This window comes from Bacteroides sp. 1_1_14, assembly GCF_000162515.1.
Taxonomy (GTDB): Bacteria; Bacteroidota; Bacteroidia; order Bacteroidales; family Bacteroidaceae; genus Bacteroides; species Bacteroides thetaiotaomicron.
This window is the reverse complement of record NZ_GG774708.1, coordinates 407,849-428,358: the sequence shown is the minus strand read 5'-3', so window position 1 is coordinate 428,358 and position 20,510 is coordinate 407,849. Positions and strand designations below refer to the sequence as shown.

The window sequence follows — 20,510 nt, the reverse complement described above, 5'->3', positions numbered from 1 at the left end:
ATTAAAGCCTTCTGCCTCTTCCGGTATCCAGCCTCAGGAAGATAAACAATAAAATGGTGAATCCCCACAAGGAAGAACCTCCGTAACTGAAGAACGGCAAAGGAATACCAATTACCGGAGTCAGCCCAAGCACCATCCCGACATTAATAAAAAGATGGAAAAGGAAAATACTGACAACGGAATATCCATAGACACGTGCAAAAGTGGAAGTCTGCCGCTCGGATAAAGCAATCAGTCTCAGAATCAATATAAGGAAAGCCAACAGAACAGCAGCCGAACCGACAAATCCCTGCTCCTCTCCCACTGTGCAGAAGATAAAGTCAGTATCTTGTTCGGGCACATATTTCAGTTTCGTCTGTGTGCCATTCAGAAAGCCTTTTCCAGTCAATCCACCGGAACCGATGGCTATCTTTGACTGATTGACATTATATCCTGCTCCCGTCAGGTCTTCTTCCATACCGAGTACAACCTTGATGCGGATTTGCTGATGGGATTCCAAGATATTATCAAATACGTAGTTACTGGAATACAGGAAGCCGATAGAGCCAATGGCAAACAGAGCAATCAGGAAATAGGAACGTTGACGCTCTCTCAATGCCAGATAGAGCAGATAACCTATCACAAGAACACAAAGCCCCCATTGCACCCATACCAGACTAAAGTGTATTCCGTATTCCGATATTAAATATGCGATAAGCAGAATGATCAGGCTTCCCCCGATAATGTTCCGTGTGGGTTCCCACTTTTTAGGGTACACCCATACCATTCCTCCGGCAAACAACAGAATCAATAACAGCACGATAAATTCGCCCAACGGTGTAGGAGTATCGGCAATAAAGACCTCGTCAAAACGGATGCCGACAACAAAGTAAATCACTGCACACAGACCGGCAAAAAGCACTACACCGGGCATTCCCTCCCGATAAAGCACCAAAAAGAAGGCAAGATAAACTAATGCCGACCCCGTCTCCCGCTGTCCGATAATCAGGAGCATCGGAAGAAGAATGATAAAGCCCAAGACGAAAGCACATTTTTCTTTCTTTATGCTGAATGAGTATGAGTTCATATATTTCGCCAACGCCAGTGCCGTAGCAAACTTGGCAAACTCGGCGGGTTGCAGGCTGACCGGTCCCATCACCAGCCAAGAACGCGATCCTTTCGTATCCGGTGCGATAAAGATGGTAACAATAAGCAGCACAATCATCCCTACATATATAATGTACGCGAACATATCATACATCCGGTCTTCCAGCATCAGCAAAACAAATCCCAAACCAAAGGAGCAGATAATCCATACAAACTGCTTTCCGGCACGGGTAGAGAAATCAAAGAAGTCACGATCGCCATAGTCATAGCTGGCACCGCAAACGCTGAACCATCCGCCGACAATCAAAAGCAGATAGATACCAATCGTTACCCAATCCAGTGTTTTCCACAAACTATCGTTCCTCGTTACCATATAAGATGATTCTGTTACTGATTTCTTCTGCTCTTAACTCATTCTCGGGCGACAACTTCCCTTTCATATATTGTTCCATCATCAATGCACCGATCGGCACTCCATAAGTCGCTCCCCAACCTCCATTCTCTACATATACGGCAATGGCGATCTTAGGCTGGTTCATCGGAGCAAAGCCCATAAACACCGAATGGTCATGTCCGCGATTCTGCGCTGTTCCTGTCTTTCCGCAGGCTTCAAGTTCCGGCACCATCACAGACAGCATACGGCAAGTACCTCCGGTGGCAGCAGCACGCATTCCTTCTACCACAGATTCATAATGTCTTCGCTCTATGGTTGTGTTGCGTGGATGTCGATAAATGCTATCCAACTGCGCATCCTGAATTTCCTTCACAATATGTGGTGTTGTAAAATGTCCGCGATTGGCAATCGTTGCCCCTAAGTTAGCTATCTGAAGAGGGGTAGACAGAATTTCACCTTGTCCGATGGAGATACTGATGACCGTCAGTCCGTTCCAGTGTCCACGATAAGCCTTGTCATAAAATTGCGCGTTCGGTATCAAGCCTCGTTTCTCTCCGGGCAAATCAACTCCTAACTTATAGCCGAATCCCTGAGAAACCATGTGATCTTTCCAAACTGTGATGGCATTCTGCGGTGAACCGTACTTGCGATCGCCGAACATACGGAACAGCCCCCAACAGAAATAGGAGTTGCAAGAAGTCGCAATAGCCGGAATCAATGGCAAAGGTGAGCCGTGAGCATGACATCCCACTGTCAGACGCCCATAATGGAAACCACGAGAACAGGGGAAAGAAGGACTTTGCTCGGTAATGATTCCTTCTTGCAGGAAGGTCAGTCCCTGTGCCGTCTTGAAAGTTGACCCCGGAGGATAGACTCCCATCAACGCACGATTGAGCAACGGTTTCTGTTTATCGCGTTGCAGCATCAGATGGTTCTTGCCACGCTGACGACCAATCATCAGATGCGGATCATAATTCGGAGAAGAAACCAGACAAAGGATTTCTCCGGTTTCCGGTTCGATAGCTACGATACTTCCAATCTTATTTTTCAATAACCGTTCGCCTAATATCTGCAAATCGATGTCGAGACTCAGAGTCAGATTCTTGCCCGGAATGGAAGGACGGTCATACTCTCCGTCCATATAACGTCCCTGGATACGTCCATGCGCATCGCGCAACAGAATCTCTACTCCCTTTTCTCCACGCAGGTATTTCTCGTACGATCTTTCAACTCCCAGTTTTCCTACATAATCTCCGCGAATGTAGTATCCCTCTTCATCCGCCTCCATATCTTTAACGGATACCTCACCGATATCCCCCAAAGCATGGGCGGCAGCATTGTATGAATATTGCCGGATCGTACGCCGCTGAATATAAAAACCGGGAAACTTGAACAGTTTCTCCTGGAAGACACCGCACTCCTCCGCAGAGAGTTGTGACATGAACAGCTGGTTGGTATATCGGGAATATCCCGGATTGCGGCGGCGGTCTCTCATATCACTCATGATCTTAAGGAACTGAGCACGAGTAATGCCCAACGACTCACATAAATCGAGTGTATCCAGATTTTCGACCTCTTTCGGGACAAGAGTGATGTCATAGGCCGGCTGGTTGAATACCAGCAGTTTGCCGTTACGGTCGTAAATAGCACCCCGTGAGGGATATTGAATTTTATTCAGGAAAGCATTGCTGTCGGCATTCTTCTTGTAGTCGTCTGTCGTTATCTGCAATACAAAGAGGCGTATCAGATAAATCAACACAATAGTTAAAGCAATCCCCCCGATAACAAATTTCCGCTTTTCTAATCTATAGTCTTTTGCCATTCCTATCTCCTTATTCCTTCTACAGCAAGAATGCAGGTTAAAGTCAGAAGGGTGCACGAAATCACCCGCAATAACAACAGCCAGATGCTGGTAAATGAGAAGAACTCAATGCTGAGTAATGCCAGGCTATGGACAAAAACACTTGCCGTGGTATATTTCAGGAAAGGAGTGATGCCCATGCTCTTGAAAGAAGGGATGATACTGTCCAGATTGTCACGCGGAGTAAACAGGCGCAGCAAGGACGGACGAAGGAAAGCCAGCAGCACGGTTGCCGCAGCATTCATCCCCGGAGTATCGGCAAAGATATCAATGGTTAGTCCGAAGAAGAAAGCCCACAACATCAACTCATTCCGGGAAGTTCCGGAAGCGAATTTCAGTATAAAGTAAATGTAGAGAAAGGGAGTAGCATATCCGGCAATATGTACGTTATTCAGGATCAGCACCTGAAGAAGTACCAGCCCGATAAACCATCCGATTCTATGTATATAGGTAATTATCATTATTTCACAGCCTTATTTTCCAGTTCTTTCTGTTCCTGCTGACCGTTCCGGGCTATCACCCGCACATCACTCACCTTGCCGAAATCGGTAGCCAACTTGATTTTCAACAAATAAGACAATCCGTCGTGCGAATCGGACATATCATCGACTGTTCCTACCATAATTCCTTCAGGGAATACGGTAGAGAAGCCGCTTGTCACCACCGTATCACCCAGATTAAACTCTGCATGACGAGGCAAATCTTTCAGATACGCATAACGGGAATCTCCATGCTCCCACTTCAGATAACCAAAGTAGTCACTTCCGACAATCTTGCAACTAATATTTGACTTGCTGTTCAATACCGAAATCACGAGTGAATACGAAGAGGAGGTTTCATAGACAATACCCACAATTCCGTTCCCATCCACCACTCCCATTTCGGGACGGATGCCGGCAGAAGAACCCTGATCGAGCGTTATATAATTATCCGCCTGATTCAGACTGTTCTTAATGACGTGTGCCTTGAACAACTGATAATCTGTCAGAGGTATCTCCTTGATGCTGTTTACAGTGGCCGAATCAACCTGATGCTCCCGCAACGCCTTTTCCAGATTAGTAATCTGCTGTTCGAGCGCCATATTACGATCCAGCAAGTCTGCGTTGACCGATTTGAGATGGAAATAAGAGCTTATTCCTCCCGAAACTTCATAAACTGCCCCCACAACGACATTGGCAGATGTAAAGAAAGTACTCTGCTGGTAGTTGTTGAACCGAAATAACAAAACAAAACTGGCTACCTCTAATACGATGAAGAGGAACCAGTAATTGTATTTCAAAAGGAAGTTTATTAAATTCCGCATGAATAATGATCCGTATTATTTATCTCATCAAGAAAGAGAAACGGTCTACATTCTTTAATGCCACACCCGTACCTTTGGCTACTGCGTGCAAAGGATCTTCAGCAATGTGGAAAGGTATGTTAATTTTATCTGTCAAACGCTTGTCCAGTCCGCGAAGCAATGCACCACCACCGGCAAGATAAATACCGTTGTGTACAATATCCGCATACAGTTCGGGCGGCGTATTTTCCAATGCACTCAGGATGGCTGTTTCAACCTTGGAGATGGATTTCTCCAGACAGTGAGCCACTTCCTGATAACATACGGGCACTTCCATCGGAAGAGCTGTAATACGGTTCGGTCCATGAACGATGTAATCTTCCGGAGCGTCATCGCCAAGCTCGGTCAATGCAGCACCTACGTTGATCTTAATACGTTCTGCCATACGTTCGCTGACTTTCACATTATGCTGACGGCTCATGTACTCCTGGATATCCGCAGTCAGATCATCACCGGCGATACGGATAGAGTTGTTGGAAACGATACCTCCCAAAGAGATAACGGCAATTTCCGTAGACCCACCACCTATATCCACGATCATGTTTCCTTCGGGCGCTTCTACATCAATACCGATACCGATCGCCGCAGCCATCGGTTCGAATATCAGATAGACGTCACGCCCACCGGCATGCTCGGCCGAGTCACGAACGGCACGGAGTTCTACTTCCGTACTTCCCGACGGCACACCGATCACCATACGAAGTGACGGTGAAAACAAGTGATTACGAGTATTTACCTGTTTAATCAAACCGCGCATCATTTGCTCACAAGCATAGAAGTCGGCGATCACTCCATCCCTCAACGGACGAATAGTACGTATATTTTCGTGGGTCTTTTCGTGCATCAACTTCGCCTTTTCCCCAACGGCGATCATCTTATCTGTACGGCGATCCAAGGCCACAACCGAAGGCTCATCCACCACAATTTTCCCGTTTGTGATGATGATGGTATTGGCTGTCCCCAAGTCCATCGCTATTTCTTGTGTAAAAGAGAATAATCCCATTAATATAAAGTATTAAGTATTAAGTATTAGGTATAAAGTATCAGGTATAAAGTAGACTGCCTTATCCGCAAGGTTAATACTTAATACCTAATACTTAATGCCTGTTTTTAATGTTTAAAATGACGGATACCGGTGGTCACCATCGCCATACCGTGCTCGTTGCAGTAAGCAAAAGTAAGATCGTCTTTCACCGAGCCGCCCGGCTGGATGACTGCCGTAATACCTTCTTTGTCTGCTATTTCCACGCAATCCGGGAAGGGGAAGAAAGCATCTGAAGCCATTACCGCACCGTTCAGATCGAATCCGAATGATTTGGCTTTTTCAATCGCTTGTTTCAAGGCGTCTACCCGTGAAGTCTGTCCCACACCGCTTGCAAGAAGCTGTTTGCCTTTTGCCAGCACGATAGCGTTTGATTTACTGTTCTTAACGATCTTGTTGGCAAACAACAGATCTTCCACTTCTTCCGGAGTAGGAGCTTTGTCTGTCACAGTTCTCAGATCGGCAACCGTTTCAATATTCATATCTTTGTCCTGCACCAATACACCGTTCAACAAAGCACGGAACTGTTTCTTAGGCAGTTTGGCTTCTTTGCGAACCAGGATGATGCGGTTCTTTTTCTGTCCCAAAATCTCGAGCGCGTCTACGTCATAGTCCGGCGCGATAATCACTTCGAAGAATATCTTGTTGATCTCTTCAGCTGCTGCTTTGTCAATCACTCCGTTAGTAATCAACACGCCTCCGAAAGCGGAAACGGGATCACCGGCCAACGCGTCTGTCCATGCTTCCAGTACAGTTGGACGAGAAGCCAGGCCACAAGCATTATTATGTTTCAGGATAGCGAAAGTCAAATCTTCGTATTCGTCGATCAGATCGACGGCAGCATTGATGTCCAACAAGTTGTTATAAGAGATTTCCTTACCGTGAATCTGATCGAACATGGCGTCCAGATTTCCGTAGAAATAACCTTTCTGATGAGGGTTTTCACCGTAACGGAGTTGCTTCTGGTTGTTTACCGAACAACGGAAAGCAGAACCTTCGCCGGCATCGAAATAATTGAAGATAGCTGAGTCGTAGTGAGAAGAAACGGCAAACGCTTCTTTTGCCATCCAGCGACGTTCTTCGAGTGAAGAAGTAGCACCGTGTTCCATCAGCATATCCAGCAATGGCTTATATTGTGCCTGAGAAGCCACGATGATGACATCGTTATAGTTCTTGGCAGCAGCACGAATCAAAGAGATTCCACCTATATCGATTTTTTCAATGATGTCTGCTTCGGATGCGCCGGAAGCTACGGTAGCTTCAAACGGATACAGGTCGACAATAACCAAATCTATTTCGGGGATTTCATACTTTTCAATCTGTTGAATATCCTGTTCCAGGTCACGACGGCAAAGGATACCTCCGAAAATCTTCGGATGTAATGTCTTCACTCTACCACCGAGGATTGAAGGATAAGTGGTCAAATCTTCCACTGCCTTACAAGGATATCCTAGTGATTCAATAAACTGACGAGTTCCACCTGTTGAGAGAAACTCTACTCCTTCTTCGTAAAGTTTGGTAATAATTTCATCCAAACCTTCCTTATGGTATACAGATACCAATGCAGTTTTTATTCTTTTAGACTCTGACATTGAATTGCTTATTAAGTATTTGATGCGCAAAGTTACGAAATATTGTTTATCGTACGTAATAAATAAGGTGTGAATTAATAAAAAAAAAGCGTTGACTGTTCCTGTTGGAAAGTCAACGCTCCTTCGCACATAGAGCTTCTAATCAAAATCTATTACCAGATAGACACTCGTTTGTCCTTCGCTACGAACATAGGATCATGTTCTGTGATATTGAATGCTTCGTACCAGTTCTGGATATGAGGCAATGCTCCGTCCACACGCCATTTTCCTAAAGAGTGAGGATCGAGTTTGGTCAGTCGGAGAATCTCTTCCGGGCGGATGTGTCCGGCCCATACATTAGCATAAGCAAGGAAGAAACGTTGTTCGGGAGTAAATCCGTCAACAACTTCCAGCGGTGCTGTTTCCATTGCTTTCTTGAAAGCCGCGAAAGAAACCTGCAAGCCACCGTGGTCGGCAATGTTCTCTCCCAAAGTAAGTTCACCGTTTGCATGCACACCGGGAGCCACTTCTATGCTGTCAAAGAAGTTAACCATCACTTGAGCACGTTCCTCGAACTTTTTAGCATCTTCTTCTGTCCACCAGTCTTTCAGGTTACCATCCTTGTCGTATTGACGGCCCTGATCGTCGAATCCGTGAGTCATTTCATGGCCGATAACCACACCGATAGCACCATAGTTCATCGCATCGTCAGCGTTCATATCAAAGAACGGAGCCTGCAGGATAGCGGCTGGGAAACAGATTTCGTTGGTTGTCGGATTATAGTAAGCATTTACCGTCTGAGGTGTCATCAACCACTCGTCCTTGTCAACCGGCTTACCGGCTTTCGCAATCATGTCATTGAAGTCCCATTGGCTGGCACGCTCGATATTTGCCCAATAAGAGTCGTCTTTGATCTCCAGAGCAGAGTAATCTTTCCATTTATCCGGATAACCGATCTTTACATGAAAAGTTGCCAGTTTTTCTAATGCTTTCACCTTTGTCGGTTCACTCATCCATTCCAGCGCTTTGATGCGTTCGCCCAAAGAAGTCTGCAAATTCTTCACCAATCCAACCATACGTTCTTTGGCAGCGGCAGGGAAGTATTTCTCGACATACATCTGTCCTACTACTTCACCCAAAGAGCCGTCTACAGTGCTTACCGCACGTTTCCAGCGAGGCTGCATTTCTTTCTTGCCAGACATTGTTCTACTATAGAAGTCGAAGTTTTGTGCTACGAAATCATCACTAAGGAAAGAGGCTGCGGCATCGATCAGATTCCATTGAAGATAGAACTTCTGGTCTTCAAGAGGCACTGTATTAATAACATCGGCAACTTCCTTCATGGCTGCAGGCTGACCGATATTCACTTCTTTCAAGTCATTCAGTCCCGAAGTAGTGAAATAAGCATCCCAGTTGAAAGTAGGGAAGTTCTTTTTCAGCGTTTCCATATCCATCTTATTATAGTTGGCATGCGGATCACGCAATTCTACTTGTGAACGGGCAGCTTTGGCAAGACGTGTTTCGATGTTCATCACAGCCACCATTGCTTTCTGTGCGGTAGCTTCGTCATAGCCGGCCAACTGGAACATTTTAACGAGGTGCTCCTTATATTTATCGCGGATACTCTTTGTCTGCTCGTCATTCTCCAGATAGTAATCACGCTGTCCCATTCCGAGACCGCCCTGATAGGTCTGAACCATGTTCATAGAGCTGTTCATATCATCCGCACTAACAAACATGGTAAAGTAAGGACGTATTCCTTTCTTCTGACTTTCGGCAATGTAGGTGTAAATCTCTTCTTTATCTTTGAGCGCATCGATAGCCGCCATTTCTTCTTTGATCGGAGCTGCTCCTTCTTTGTTCAGCTTCACGCTGTCCATAGCGATGTTATAAAGATCACCCACTTTCTGGGCAGCACTGCCCGGAGCGTTGTCTTTCTTTGCAGCCAGTTCTGCAATCAGTTCTTTCAACTGTTCGCGGCTTTTCTCGTGAAGCATATCGAAAGAGCCGAAGCGTGAATACTCGTCTGTCAGCGGATGACTTTCAATCCACCCACCGCAGGCATACTGATAAAAACTTGTACCCGGCATTGCCGTGGTATCCAGATTAGCAAGGTCGATACCGGACGTTAGTACGGCCTCTTTCTTGCTATTACATCCTGTTGTCATAAGGCATACGGCAAGAATTGGTAAATACTTGGTTACTTTCATATTATATAATAAATTAGTTTTTCACTTCTTCCAGTTCCATCGAAACCCGTTCCCACTCTTCAACGGTGGTATCCAATTGCTTTTTCAGCTTCTGATGCCGTTCATACAGTTGCATATCCGATGCTCCTTCCGGGGTTGCCATCTTTGCTTCCAGAATGGCGATTGCCGATTCCGTTTCTTCAATCGAAGCCTCACAGTCCGCCACCTGGCGTTCCAACTTCTTTATCTTCTTATTGAGTTCCTTCTGCGCTTCATACGAGAGTCTGTTCTCCGAAGGTTGCTCTGTATCCGCTTCGTTTCCTTTGGCAGATGCGGTAGGAGAAGTAGAGAGAGAAACTCCTTTCTGAAGTTCATTCAGGCTGTCGATCTTCTTCTTTTGCAGGAAATCGTAGATACCGCCAAGATGTTCTTTCACTGTTCCACCACCGAACTCATATACTTTAGTCGCAAGTCCGTCCAAAAAATCACGGTCGTGGCTGACAAGTATCACTGTTCCGTCAAATTCGCGGATAGCTTCTTTCAGTACATCTTTGGAACGCATATCCAGATGATTGGTAGGTTCGTCCAAAATCAGGAAGTTCACCGGTTCCAGCAACAACTTAATCATAGCCAGACGAGTACGCTCTCCACCGGAAAGTACTTTCACTTTTTTATCCGAAGCCTCTCCGCCAAACATGAATGCACCCAAAATGTCACGTATCTTCAACCGAATATCTCCTGTCGCCACACGGTCGATCGTATCAAATACCGTCATGTTTTCATCCAGCATCTGCGCCTGATTCTGTGCAAAGTAACCGATCTGCACGTTATGCCCGATCGTCAGTTTACCATCAAAATCAATCTCGCCCATGATACATTTCACTAACGTAGATTTACCTTCTCCGTTCTTTCCGACAAATGCGACTTTTTCTCCTCTGTTGATCGTCAGATTCACATCATGGAAAACAACGTGCTGTCCGTATGCCTTGCGTACGTCTTCACAGATAACCGGATAATTCCCGCTGCGGCTGGCAGGAGGAAATTTCAGACGGAGGGAAGAGTTGTCTTCCTCATCGACCTCGATACGGTCTATCTTTTCCAGTTGTTTGATACGACTCTGCACCTGTACGGCCTTGGTTGCCTTATAGCGGAAACGTTCGATAAAGTCTTCCGTATCCTGTATCTGCTTCTGCTGATTCTCATAGGCACGGAGCTGCTGCTCACGACGTTCTTTACGTAATACGACAAACTCATCGTACTTCACTTTATAGTCATAAATCTGACCGCAGGTAATCTCGATCGTACGGGTAGTTACATTATTAAGGAAAGCACGGTCGTGGCTGACCAGCACAACAGCATTAGCACGGGTAGACAGGAAGTTCTCCAGCCATTGTATACTCTCGATATCCAGATGGTTAGTCGGCTCATCAAGGAGCAGCACATCCGGACGACGGAGCAAGAGCTTCGCTAGTTCGATACGCATACGCCAGCCGCCGGAGAATTCGGAAGTCGAACGGTTAAAGTCTTCCCTGCTAAAGCCCAATCCCAACAGGGTACGTTCTATTTCCGCCTGAAAATTGGTTCCTCCCATCATCAGGAAGCGGTCGTTTTCGTGTGTGAAGCGGTCTATTAACTGGTGGTATTCTTCGGATTCATAGTCGGTGCGGTCGGCAAGCTGCTGATTCATCCGTTCAAGGTTTGCCTGAAGTTCGAAAATATGCTCGAAAGCGAGTTCTGCTTCCTCCATCACCGTGCGGACATCCGAAAGGATCATGACTTGCGGCAGATAGCCGATTGTTACATCTTTAGGGACGGCTACCACTCCACGGGTCGGGTTTTGCAGACCTGCCAATATTTTCAACATAGTCGATTTGCCCGCACCATTCTTGCCGACCAAAGCGATGCGGTCTTTTTTATTGATAACATAGCTGACATCCGCAAAGAGCGGTGTCGCATTAAATTCTACTGATAATCCTTCTACTGAAATCACGTCTGTCTCTGATTTATAAGATTTTGGATTGCAAAGATAATGAATAATTATTGGATAAAGGGCAGTATTATCCGTTATGAAAGACAAAAAAAGCAGTCATTCTCATGAATGACTGCTTCCTGGTCTTTATCAAAAGCTTTTCTTTAGAACAATTTAGCAGGGTATTCACCGGCATCTACCAATGCCTGAATCTTATCCACTACGCTCTGACGGTCTTCCGGATAAGTTACACCAAACCATTTGCTGGTAGTATCCAGAACTTCTACAGTTGCAGTTCCGTCGTTAATCAATTTATCCACCATCAGCGGGATAAAGAATTCGCTCTTCAGGTTCTCCATGTTCTTCGGATCGCTCAGGAAAGTCTTGAAGAACTCTTCACTGTAAGCAAAGTAGTCGGGAGTAAAGCCCCAGAAGTTCATACTTACCGGAGTCGTATCAGGAGTAGCTGTCCATTCACCGTTATCATCGATGTATTTTACTTCGCCGTCCAGACGTTGAATCTTCGTACGTTCCACTACGGAAGTCAGCAAGTTGTTAGCATCTGTACTGCAGATACCACGAGATACCGTACCGCTCTCGCTCAACGTATTTCCCACACGGAAACCTACCATTGAATAAACATTCTTGGAATTTTCGGGAAGAGCAGACAGGAATTTGCCCATTACCTGGAACGAGTCACGACCATAGAAGTCATCGCAGTTGATTACCGCAAACGGTTCACTAATCACATCAGCTCCCATCATTACCGCATGATTTGTACCCCATGGTTTTGTACGGTCTGCCGGACAAGTGAATCCTTCCGGAAGATCATCAATAGACTGGAATACCAGTTCGCAAGGAATGTGGCCTTCGTATTTAGAAATAATCTTTTCGCGGAAATCCTGTTCAAAATCTTTGCGGATTACAAATACAAGCTTACCAAATCCTGCGTTGATAGCATCATAGATAGAGTAATCCATAATAGTTTCGCCGTTAGGACCCAGTCCGTCCAATTGCTTCAAGCCTCCATAACGGCTACCCATACCAGCAGCCAATAAGAATAAAGTTGGTTTCATAAATTGTGTAATATTAAAAGGTTAGTGATGTCAATGGCATCAGATTTCGTTGCAAATTTACAAAAATAGTTGAATCCAACAGGACAAATATCAATCATTATTCACTAAAATCGTACAAAAATCATTCATTAGAACGGGTAACCGATAGCAAAATGTATTCCCAGATTCTTGAAGAAAGCTCCGGTTACATTATAATAGCCGCTACGGTCCGTATCATAAGGCAGATGCAGAGGAATACCGAAGTCGAGACGGAATACGAGAATATCCATGTCATAACGGATACCGACACCCGTTCCCAAAGCTATTTGTTTAGGGAAAGTCTTCAGACGCAGTTGTGAATTGGGACGTGCTTCTTTTCCATCAGCTAAAAGCTTTCTGTCTTTGCGCAACAACCACACATTTCCTGCATCCAGAAAGGTAGCTCCCCAAAAGCTCTTGAAAATACGGAAACGATATTCCACATTCGCCTCAAAGCGGAAAGTTCCTGTCTGATCCAGGTAGGAATATTTTCCCTCTTCCGGATGATAACCGCCCGGACCGACACTGCGCACTGTAAAAGCACGGATACTATTGGCACCACCTACATAAAATTGTTCACTATAGGGAGCTATCGTAGCATTGCCATAAGTAAACAGTGCACCTACTGCCATGCGGCTGGCTATCGCATTATTCTTATCTATGTTCCACAAATGACGCAACTCCGTATTCAACTTCACAAACTGTGCAAACGGAGCCCCCAGCAAACTCTTATCCTCTTCATTGAACGGCTTGCCAAAAGCACGGTAAATAAGGGAAGTGATATTACCCGCCGAAGTGACGGTAGACTGCCACCAGATAGGGTTCTTTATCCGACGACCCGAAGCATTGTCATACGTATACGTATATTCCATCGCCGGAATAAACTGGTTCCTAAGACTGACATACAATGCAGGATTAGCTTCAGCTATCTCTTTAAAATCCTCAGACTGATGCTGCAAGACATTAAATGTCAGTTTAAAAGGAGTAATACTATGCCGGCTGGTACGGGAGGGCTGGAAATCGTATGTAGCATTGCCGCCAAAGGACAGCAGTTTATAATACTTTGCCCGGTTCAGTTGGTTGATATACAGACGAAAGGTCGTCGTGGCCGGGAAGTCAAACTCCCGTTTACCCAGATGCGGGAACACGACTCTCGGAAAAGTCAGAGAGGTAGAAAGCCCCATTTCCCAACTGTTCATCAGTGAGCTCTTCTCACCGCCTCCGGTCTGCCACTCATAAGAGCCTTTCAGTTTTACGTTCCAGCTTTCACCACCTCCGAATACATTGTTACGAGTGACACCGAAAGATGCACCGGGACCGGTCTGGTCATTACTCTTCGTTACTACATTCAGTTCCAGTTCTGCATCCAACGGTTTGGCAAATGTAGCCTGCATAGTGACATCCAGTGTATCACAAGCCGCTGTCGTATCTCGGGGAGCATATTGCATATCCATATAGCTGAATATACCGAGCTGACTCAATTTCTCCTGCACCTGCTCCTGCCGGTACTGGCTATAAAGACGGGTACGGTTGGAAGCCCTCATCTGTTTGCTCCGTACAAACTGCTGATAGTTCATCCATCGATAGAGCATATTCGGACGGACCTGCAGTTTATCATAATAGTGAATATTCAGATTCTTGTACAAGATACTGTCATTAGGTGCCTCGCCATTCTTTCCGAAGAGATAGACCGAAGCATCTCCTACATAGTAAGAACGTTGAGCGGCAGCCGGTAATCCCGGAAGAGGAATCAGACGAAGACTGATATGTCCGCCGGGAACCAAGGTTGTATCTGCCTGATAGGTCATATAGTCCGGACGGAAGTAGAAATATCCCCGATTACGCAAAAGGGTACTGATACGGGAACGTTCTTCATCCAAATCCACCACATTAAACTGTTCGCCGGGGGTGATGTAAGACATACGACGTCCGCGTTCCATGATCTTCAGAGTCTGGGGAGTGAAACGCTGATAATACACTGTATCAATGAAATAAGGGTTCTTCATATCTACCGTATAGAGCAGACTTGCTTTCAGACTATCTTTCTTATCGACCAAAGTCTCGTAAGTCACCTTTCCATTGAAATATCCGTAATCACGGAGCAGGTTAGTGGCTACCTTGACACGTACTTCGGGATTGACAGTAGAAATAAATACGGGCGGATTGGCGGCAAAGCGGTTAAACATCCACTTACCGAATCCTTTCTTGTATTTCACGAAGTCGTTATACATCCACATTTTAAAAGGAATAGGCAGAAAACCTCCCAACAGAGTAGTACTGGGAGTTTTGGCAAGCGCCGCATTGATTTCCGTCAAAGCAGTTTCACCAACCCGTGTCGATGATTTATTGACTATCACCGTTTTTCCTCCGGTATAGAGTATTTCATCTTCGGGCAGATGTTTCGTCACCGAACACGCCGAGAACAACACTATACTTATAAGACAGCCTGCTAATATGTTAATACGTATATCTTTCATTCTTACTTCTTTTTCTTAAAGATGAACAGTTCACTGAGTTTATCCAGTTTCTTGCGAAGTACCAGACCGACTCCGGTTTCCGTAATCTCCCCTTCGAGTACACTCTCATAGTTCTTATCGTAGAACAAACGGACATAACGGGTTCCCGTACGGTCCAGACGATATTCCAAAGAGATATTGTCAATGAAGGATTCGGCATCATTCGTCGCATTTTCGCCCGTCGATACCTTACCGCCGATTACAATCTGGAAGCGGTTATTGAAGAGGCGCTGCGAATAACGGAAACTGTAATCCGTACGCTTGCCACCGGTATCCGAAGCGTCATGATCTTCGACACCCACAGAGACGCTGGCATTCTTCAGGTTACCCATCAGTGAATTTATCTGACTGCTCAGTACGGAGTTCAGGGCAGAACCCATATTCAGCTTGCCAAGTCCGCCGCCTCCACCGCCGATCGGTCCGGTGCCGAGATAGGTTTTCATCAACATGATATAAAGTGCCTGTTTTCCACGTTCTTCCGCTCCCATTGCTGTCAGTTCATTCTGTATGGTCGCATCTTCCGGGGCCGCTACGTCGAAAGCAAAAGACAGGTTGTCCAGCCGGTTCTTTACGACAATGGAAACGTCAAAGTTAACCATTCTCGTTCCTCCGTTCTCTCCTTCGGATACGGAAGCACGGATACGGTCAGTTGCCTTGAAGTTCAGCATGGGGTCCATCGGGTTTCCGGTCCAATCTACATAGCTGCCGTTATCGATGGCAAATTCCTTGACTGCAATGATAGGCAGAGAATACTTCATCAGTCCACCGCTCAGTGTGTAACGTCCGGTCAATGTCAGGTCTCCCTGCGGAGTGTATTTCATCGAAAGATCGCCACCTCCTTCCAGTTCGATACGATTGTCACTGGCGTCCAAGTCCACTTTCACCCTGACTGAAGGGTCGATATGAACCATCATCAGCATATCCAATCCTCCTAAAGATACGGTAGGCACTTCCTGACGGACAACTGTGGTGGTATCACTGAATGAAGTAAATGTCACCAGACTTCCCAGACGATCCTGCACGGTCAGCGGTGAATCGGTCAGTACATACGAGACATCCGTATTGCCCAGCAGATTTAGGTTTCCACGCATATTCAACCCGTCCAACGGGCCTTTTATGGTTGCCCGCAAGTCCGCAAAGACTTTTCCGTAGACAAGGCTTTCGCGAGTACGCTTCGCATTCAACAAGGTATAGTTTTCCGCCAGCAGATTCAGACTCGCCATCGGTCGGGACATATCACGGAAATCGACATAACCGTCGATCGTAAACGGATTCTTTCCCGTGGTGTAAATGGCGAACTTATCAAATATCAGACGATTGTTCTTCAACTGCACAGGGCGGTTATCAAACAGGAAGTTAGCACCATACTGGCGTGACAGGACAGATACGCTGTCCAGTATCAGTTCACCGTTTATCAATGGCTGCTCGGTACTGCCTGTTATATTCAGGTCACCGTCCATATCACCGGCAAGCGTAACCAGCTCGTCGGGAATAAAGGCGTTGGCAATACGAAGCGGGAAGTGTTCCAACGTCGTATTTACTTCCAGGCTATCCTTTCCCGTCGAGGTAGGGAGCAGCTTGCCATCTGCTATCAGCACTTCTACCTTATCATGATTCAGATAAGCGTTGAGGTATTGTTTTCCCTGTTCGCCCGGCAGCCATGTAGCCCCCAAAGTAATATCACCAATGCGCTGGCGTTCATAAGTCAGTTCATCAATGGATGCTTCCGCAGAGAGCTGAAGGTCTTTTTCGGTCTGTATATAGTGTGCTTCTGCCGAGAACAATCCGGTGATTTCGGGGAAGTAAGGCAGTACGCTCGTTATTTCATCCAAGCGGATTCTCCGGATTTCGACATCGATATTCTGCAAAGAAACCGTATCTCCCTGTACCGAATGCACACGGAAGCCCATACCTTCATCATCCCACATATCCACATTGGCATACACGCGCATATTCTTATGCAGATAAATCCAGTTATGATCTTCGTTGAAGTGGAATTTACGGAACGCAATAATCGGTTCTTCCGGAATCAGTGTAAAAGCCAGTCCATCCCCTTTTCCACGTCCTCCAACCAGCGGACGGGCATTGACTCCAAGCAACACACCGGTTTTCCCCTTTTCGTTCTTATATTCTGCCAGCAGCTCGGCATCGCGGTCGCGAATCTCGCCTGTCAGAATAGTGGAGAAGGAAAACTGGGGATTCTTCGGTCCGTTGATTACTCCGGCACGAAGGTTCATACGGGTAGTATCTTGTTTGACGGTGAAAAAGACCGTATCCAGTTGCAAGGTATCCACTTTCAAAGCATGGATGGCTGCTTTTCCGTTGATTCCCCAATCGGGAGCAGTGCCGAATTTCATGGAAGCATCATGGAACGATATATTCTTCATTGCCATATAGTCTGCCAACGGATTCTCCTTTCCTGCCGAGAAAGAGAAAATAGCCGACGGCAATGCTTCACGCAAAGCAGCATGATCCAAGAGTTTTTCATCCACCTGCTTCATCAACACATCTACAAAATGGGTAGACTGACGAATCAGAGGATATACACCGGCACGGGCACTCAGATTCAGTTTCATATCACCGGCGGTGAAATGAGTGAAAACACGGTTCTGCCGTGCCTCTCCGCTTAAATTGAATGCCAACGGATGTTTCATCGGCTTGGGCATAAGTCCCAGTTCGTACAAATCAAGCTGAGTAACGTCAACTGTCACTTTACCGTCCGGATAGCTATGAGCTAAATTATATTCTGCATCCGCCGTCATTTTCAAAAGTTCATTGTCACTCGTAAGCTGAGCCGTTGCCAAAGCTCCTTTAAGATTTCCCGTCAAATGAACATTCGAAAGATGATAGCGGGCGTAATGAAGCTGGTCCAAAGAAAGATTCAGATTGGCTAAAGAATGGAAGGACATGACATCCAGTCCCCTGCCCTTGGCATCTGCCGAAAGAGATAGTTCATAAATCGAGTCTTTCGGGAGAAAATGATGTAGTTGCAGATCGTTTATTTTCAGATCGGCCGTATAAACTTCTGTCGAACTGTTTAATGCGGCATTTACATTCATGCTGCCCTTGCCTTCTTTCAGATCGAGTTTTGCTTTATACTGCGGGCCGTTCATCTCCATCTTCATCTTGAGACTCATACTGTCGGGAATTACTAAAGAGCCATCGGGTGTGACTCCAGTCAATCCTGTCAGGAAGTTCAGATTCCGAGTAACCATATCCAGCCCAATAGTTCCCGAACGAGTCAGACTGTCCGTCAGGTTTTCAAGGATTCCTCCCCCCTTTAGCGAGAAAGCTCCCGGCAAGTCTACCGTGAAGCGCGAAATCTGCATCTCTTTCAGATTTCCATCTGTACCGGCACGAATCACTAACGGACGGAACGGATATGCTTCTTTAAACGTTTGAGGCAGTCCGCCGGCAAAAAGCATCACGTCCTCTTTGCCTATATGTGCGTTAAAGCTGGCGGATAAACGTCCTGTCGTCGGGATATTTACGAGTTCCCAATAAGTCTGGGCGGACAGGTCTATTTCTGAATGTGGGGTTTGCAGTTTCAGTTCAGGAATGCGGATGATAGAATCATTCGAAAAGAGCCGCCCTGTCAGTGAAGTAATACTCAGTCCCGAACGCTCTTCCATCGTTATTTCACGAATCACAGCGTTCATATTTCTGCCTTCGTAGAGCAGAGAGTCCAATCCGATGCGGATATTCCGGACTGCCATATGAGAGGCGTCAAAACCTTCCGACGGTTGGGCCTCTCCGGTGTCATAACTGGCAGAGGCACCCGACAAAAGGAATTGCTTCAATCCATAAAACTGGTTCTTTAAATCCGCTTTGGCGTCATCAATGGTCGCTTCGCCTATGTATGCCGCCATCTTCATGGAGTCGGCAGGCAGTTTCATACCGAATGATACATTCTTCAACTTCAGTTGATGAAGGTTCACCTTCCAGTTCACAGGAGCAGATGCTGTTGTGTCTTTGGGAGTGGTCGTGGTATCAGTCATCAGAAGTTGTATATGAGTATCGGATAACTCTGTCCGATTGACAACTGCCGTTTCGTTCGATAAATCGACTCCATGACTTTGCAGAAAGAAGCGCCCCAAAACGCCTTTTATCTGCATCCCCTCTATCAGATTGGCAGAATTGACCGCCACCTGACTTAAGGTAACCTCGTCAACTTCTACTTTTCCTTTGAGCAACGGCCATGCCTGTACGCGGACATTCAGGCTTTCCAAAGACAATAAGGTATCCGGCTGCTGTATGACTTCCACCCCTCGTACCAGCAGATTAAGCGGAAAACGAAGGTCTATCCGTTCCACCTGAATCTGCATTCCGGTTGCTTTAGAAGCATACGCAGTAACCTCCCGTCGCAAAAGATTCTGAACAGGAGGTATATAAAGTAATACCATCAGTATTACAAAAAGTATTATAGGAGTAAGCAATATCCAGCCCACCCGTCTTATCCATTTTCGTTTCATGCAGGATGTGTCAGTGTAAAAGTGATACAAAGTAAACAAATTACTTTGAAAAAAGGTTTGTCCAAAAGCTAAAATGTGAAAAAGCCGGAGGTTATGGTTGCATTTAGCGCAATTTCATCCCGTTCATTCCGTTCATTCGGAAGGTGAGATATTTGTCAAGGCAGCACCTTCTCACTATGCTACGAGCTTATGCCCGTGCCACTACGTTGGCACGCTTGTGCCACCGCAGTGGCACGACTGTGACATGCCTTTGGCACAACTGTGCCAACAGGGTGGCACAAGCATGGCACTATATAGGCTATTCCAAAAGAGCTGCCGGGAGAGATTTAATGTAAACCGAGACTATACTCCTCAGCAGCACGAACAACTTTACGCACCGCCTCCAAAGTCTCCAACGTAGTCTTTTCTATTTCTTCGGAGAATTCTTCCCCCCGGCAAGACTCCAGCCATCTTAATGAAGCAACAGACTCAGAAGCTCCGATCAAAGTGAAAAGCGGAAGGAGTTTATGAGCCATAGCGGCTATTCCATCCACCTCCCTGTCAGTTAATGCCTGTTGCATCCGGTCGGCATTCTTGCCGGTCTCTTCGATAAAAGTCCGGATAATAGAACACGCCGCTTCCGGATCATCTTCCGAGAAGGCAGTCAGTGCAGAAAAGTTGAATAAAGTATCTTCAGGCAGCGCATCTGCAATCAATTGCATATCATGTGTTATATGCGCCTCATCAGCTGACATTTGTCCTTCATTCAGAGTTACCAGCAATTCTTTCACCGTAAAAGGTTTGTGCAGGCATCCGGCAAAGCCATGTTCATGCAAAGCCTTCTCATCCATTTCGCTACGTGCCGTGACAGCAATAACAGGAATATTGCGGGCTTGCGGAATGTTAGAGGCACGCAATAATTTGACCAGATCAAAACCGTTGATAGCAGGCATCTGTATATCGGTCAGCAGCACATCAAACGTCGAGGAGCGCAG

12 protein-coding genes are annotated in these 20,510 nt (G+C 46.1%); all 12 read right to left on the bottom strand.

The window, feature by feature from the left end; genetic code table 11:
* Window position 1: 1 nt before the first annotated feature.
* The gene (rodA, locus tag HMPREF9007_RS06675) at window positions 2-1,459 is read right to left on the bottom strand and encodes a rod shape-determining protein RodA (RefSeq protein ID WP_008762751.1); all 1,458 of its coding nucleotides are present in this window, start codon (window positions 1,457-1,459) and stop codon (window positions 2-4) included.
* On the bottom strand, window positions 1,440-3,302 hold the full coding sequence (gene mrdA / locus HMPREF9007_RS06680) for a penicillin-binding protein 2 (protein WP_008762750.1): 1,863 nt from the start codon (window positions 3,300-3,302) through the stop codon (window positions 1,440-1,442). Before mrdA ends, rodA begins: the two co-directional genes overlap by 20 nt.
* 2 nt (window positions 3,303-3,304) lie before the next feature.
* The gene (gene mreD, locus HMPREF9007_RS06685) at window positions 3,305-3,802 is read right to left on the bottom strand and encodes a rod shape-determining protein MreD (protein ID WP_008762749.1); all 498 of its coding nucleotides are present in this window, start codon (window positions 3,800-3,802) and stop codon (window positions 3,305-3,307) included.
* Window positions 3,802-4,644, bottom strand: a complete 843-nt coding sequence (gene mreC, locus HMPREF9007_RS06690; protein WP_008762748.1) for a rod shape-determining protein MreC — start codon at window positions 4,642-4,644, stop codon at window positions 3,802-3,804. Before mreC ends, mreD begins: the two co-directional genes overlap by 1 nt.
* Window positions 4,645-4,663: 19 nt before the next feature.
* Window positions 4,664-5,686, bottom strand: coding sequence for a rod shape-determining protein (locus HMPREF9007_RS06695; RefSeq protein ID WP_008762747.1), 1,023 nt, complete (start codon window positions 5,684-5,686; stop codon window positions 4,664-4,666).
* Window positions 5,687-5,793: 107 nt separating this feature from the next.
* Entirely contained in the window at window positions 5,794-7,317 is a 1,524-nt protein-coding gene (gene purH / locus HMPREF9007_RS06700) for a bifunctional phosphoribosylaminoimidazolecarboxamide formyltransferase/IMP cyclohydrolase (protein WP_008762746.1), read from the bottom strand.
* A 152-nt stretch (window positions 7,318-7,469) separates the two neighbouring features.
* Window positions 7,470-9,506: a M13 family metallopeptidase gene (locus HMPREF9007_RS06705; RefSeq protein ID WP_008762745.1), complete on the bottom strand. Its 2,037-nt coding sequence runs from the start codon at window positions 9,504-9,506 to the stop codon at window positions 7,470-7,472.
* Window positions 9,507-9,519: 13 nt separating this feature from the next.
* Entirely contained in the window at window positions 9,520-11,475 is a 1,956-nt protein-coding gene (abc-f, locus tag HMPREF9007_RS06710) for a ribosomal protection-like ABC-F family protein (RefSeq protein WP_032850608.1), read from the bottom strand.
* A 143-nt stretch (window positions 11,476-11,618) separates the two neighbouring features.
* The gene (locus HMPREF9007_RS06715; RefSeq protein ID WP_008762743.1) at window positions 11,619-12,530 is read right to left on the bottom strand and encodes a nucleotidyltransferase; all 912 of its coding nucleotides are present in this window, start codon (window positions 12,528-12,530) and stop codon (window positions 11,619-11,621) included.
* Window positions 12,531-12,658: 128 nt separating this feature from the next.
* Window positions 12,659-15,025, bottom strand: a complete 2,367-nt coding sequence (locus tag HMPREF9007_RS06720; protein ID WP_008762742.1) for a BamA/TamA family outer membrane protein — start codon at window positions 15,023-15,025, stop codon at window positions 12,659-12,661.
* A 2-nt stretch (window positions 15,026-15,027) separates the two neighbouring features.
* Window positions 15,028-19,536, bottom strand: coding sequence for a translocation/assembly module TamB domain-containing protein (locus HMPREF9007_RS06725; RefSeq protein WP_008762741.1), 4,509 nt, complete (start codon window positions 19,534-19,536; stop codon window positions 15,028-15,030).
* 326 nt (window positions 19,537-19,862) lie between these two features.
* The coding region (locus HMPREF9007_RS06730; protein ID WP_032850585.1) for a response regulator at window positions 19,863-20,510 on the bottom strand (648 nt) is incomplete at its 5' end.

Bases quoted from the DNA above. Each gene is read 5' to 3' on its own strand.
- HMPREF9007_RS06715 (WP_008762743.1), bottom strand. From the start codon at position 12,530: ATGAAACCAACTTTATTCTTATTGGCTGCTGGTATGGGTAGCCGTTAT.
- rodA (WP_008762751.1), bottom strand. From the start codon at position 1,459: ATGGTAACGAGGAACGATAGTTTGTGGAAAACACTGGATTGGGTAACG.
- mreD (WP_008762749.1), bottom strand. From the start codon at position 3,802: ATGATAATTACCTATATACATAGAATCGGATGGTTTATCGGGCTGGTA.
- HMPREF9007_RS06705 (WP_008762745.1), bottom strand. From the start codon at position 9,506: ATGAAAGTAACCAAGTATTTACCAATTCTTGCCGTATGCCTTATGACA.
- purH (WP_008762746.1), bottom strand. From the start codon at position 7,317: ATGTCAGAGTCTAAAAGAATAAAAACTGCATTGGTATCTGTATACCAT.
- mrdA (WP_008762750.1), bottom strand. From the start codon at position 3,302: ATGGCAAAAGACTATAGATTAGAAAAGCGGAAATTTGTTATCGGGGGG.
- HMPREF9007_RS06720 (WP_008762742.1), bottom strand. From the start codon at position 15,025: ATGAAAGATATACGTATTAACATATTAGCAGGCTGTCTTATAAGTATA.
- mreC (WP_008762748.1), bottom strand. From the start codon at position 4,644: ATGCGGAATTTAATAAACTTCCTTTTGAAATACAATTACTGGTTCCTC.
- HMPREF9007_RS06695 (WP_008762747.1), bottom strand. From the start codon at position 5,686: ATGGGATTATTCTCTTTTACACAAGAAATAGCGATGGACTTGGGGACA.
- HMPREF9007_RS06725 (WP_008762741.1), bottom strand. From the start codon at position 19,536: ATGAAACGAAAATGGATAAGACGGGTGGGCTGGATATTGCTTACTCCT.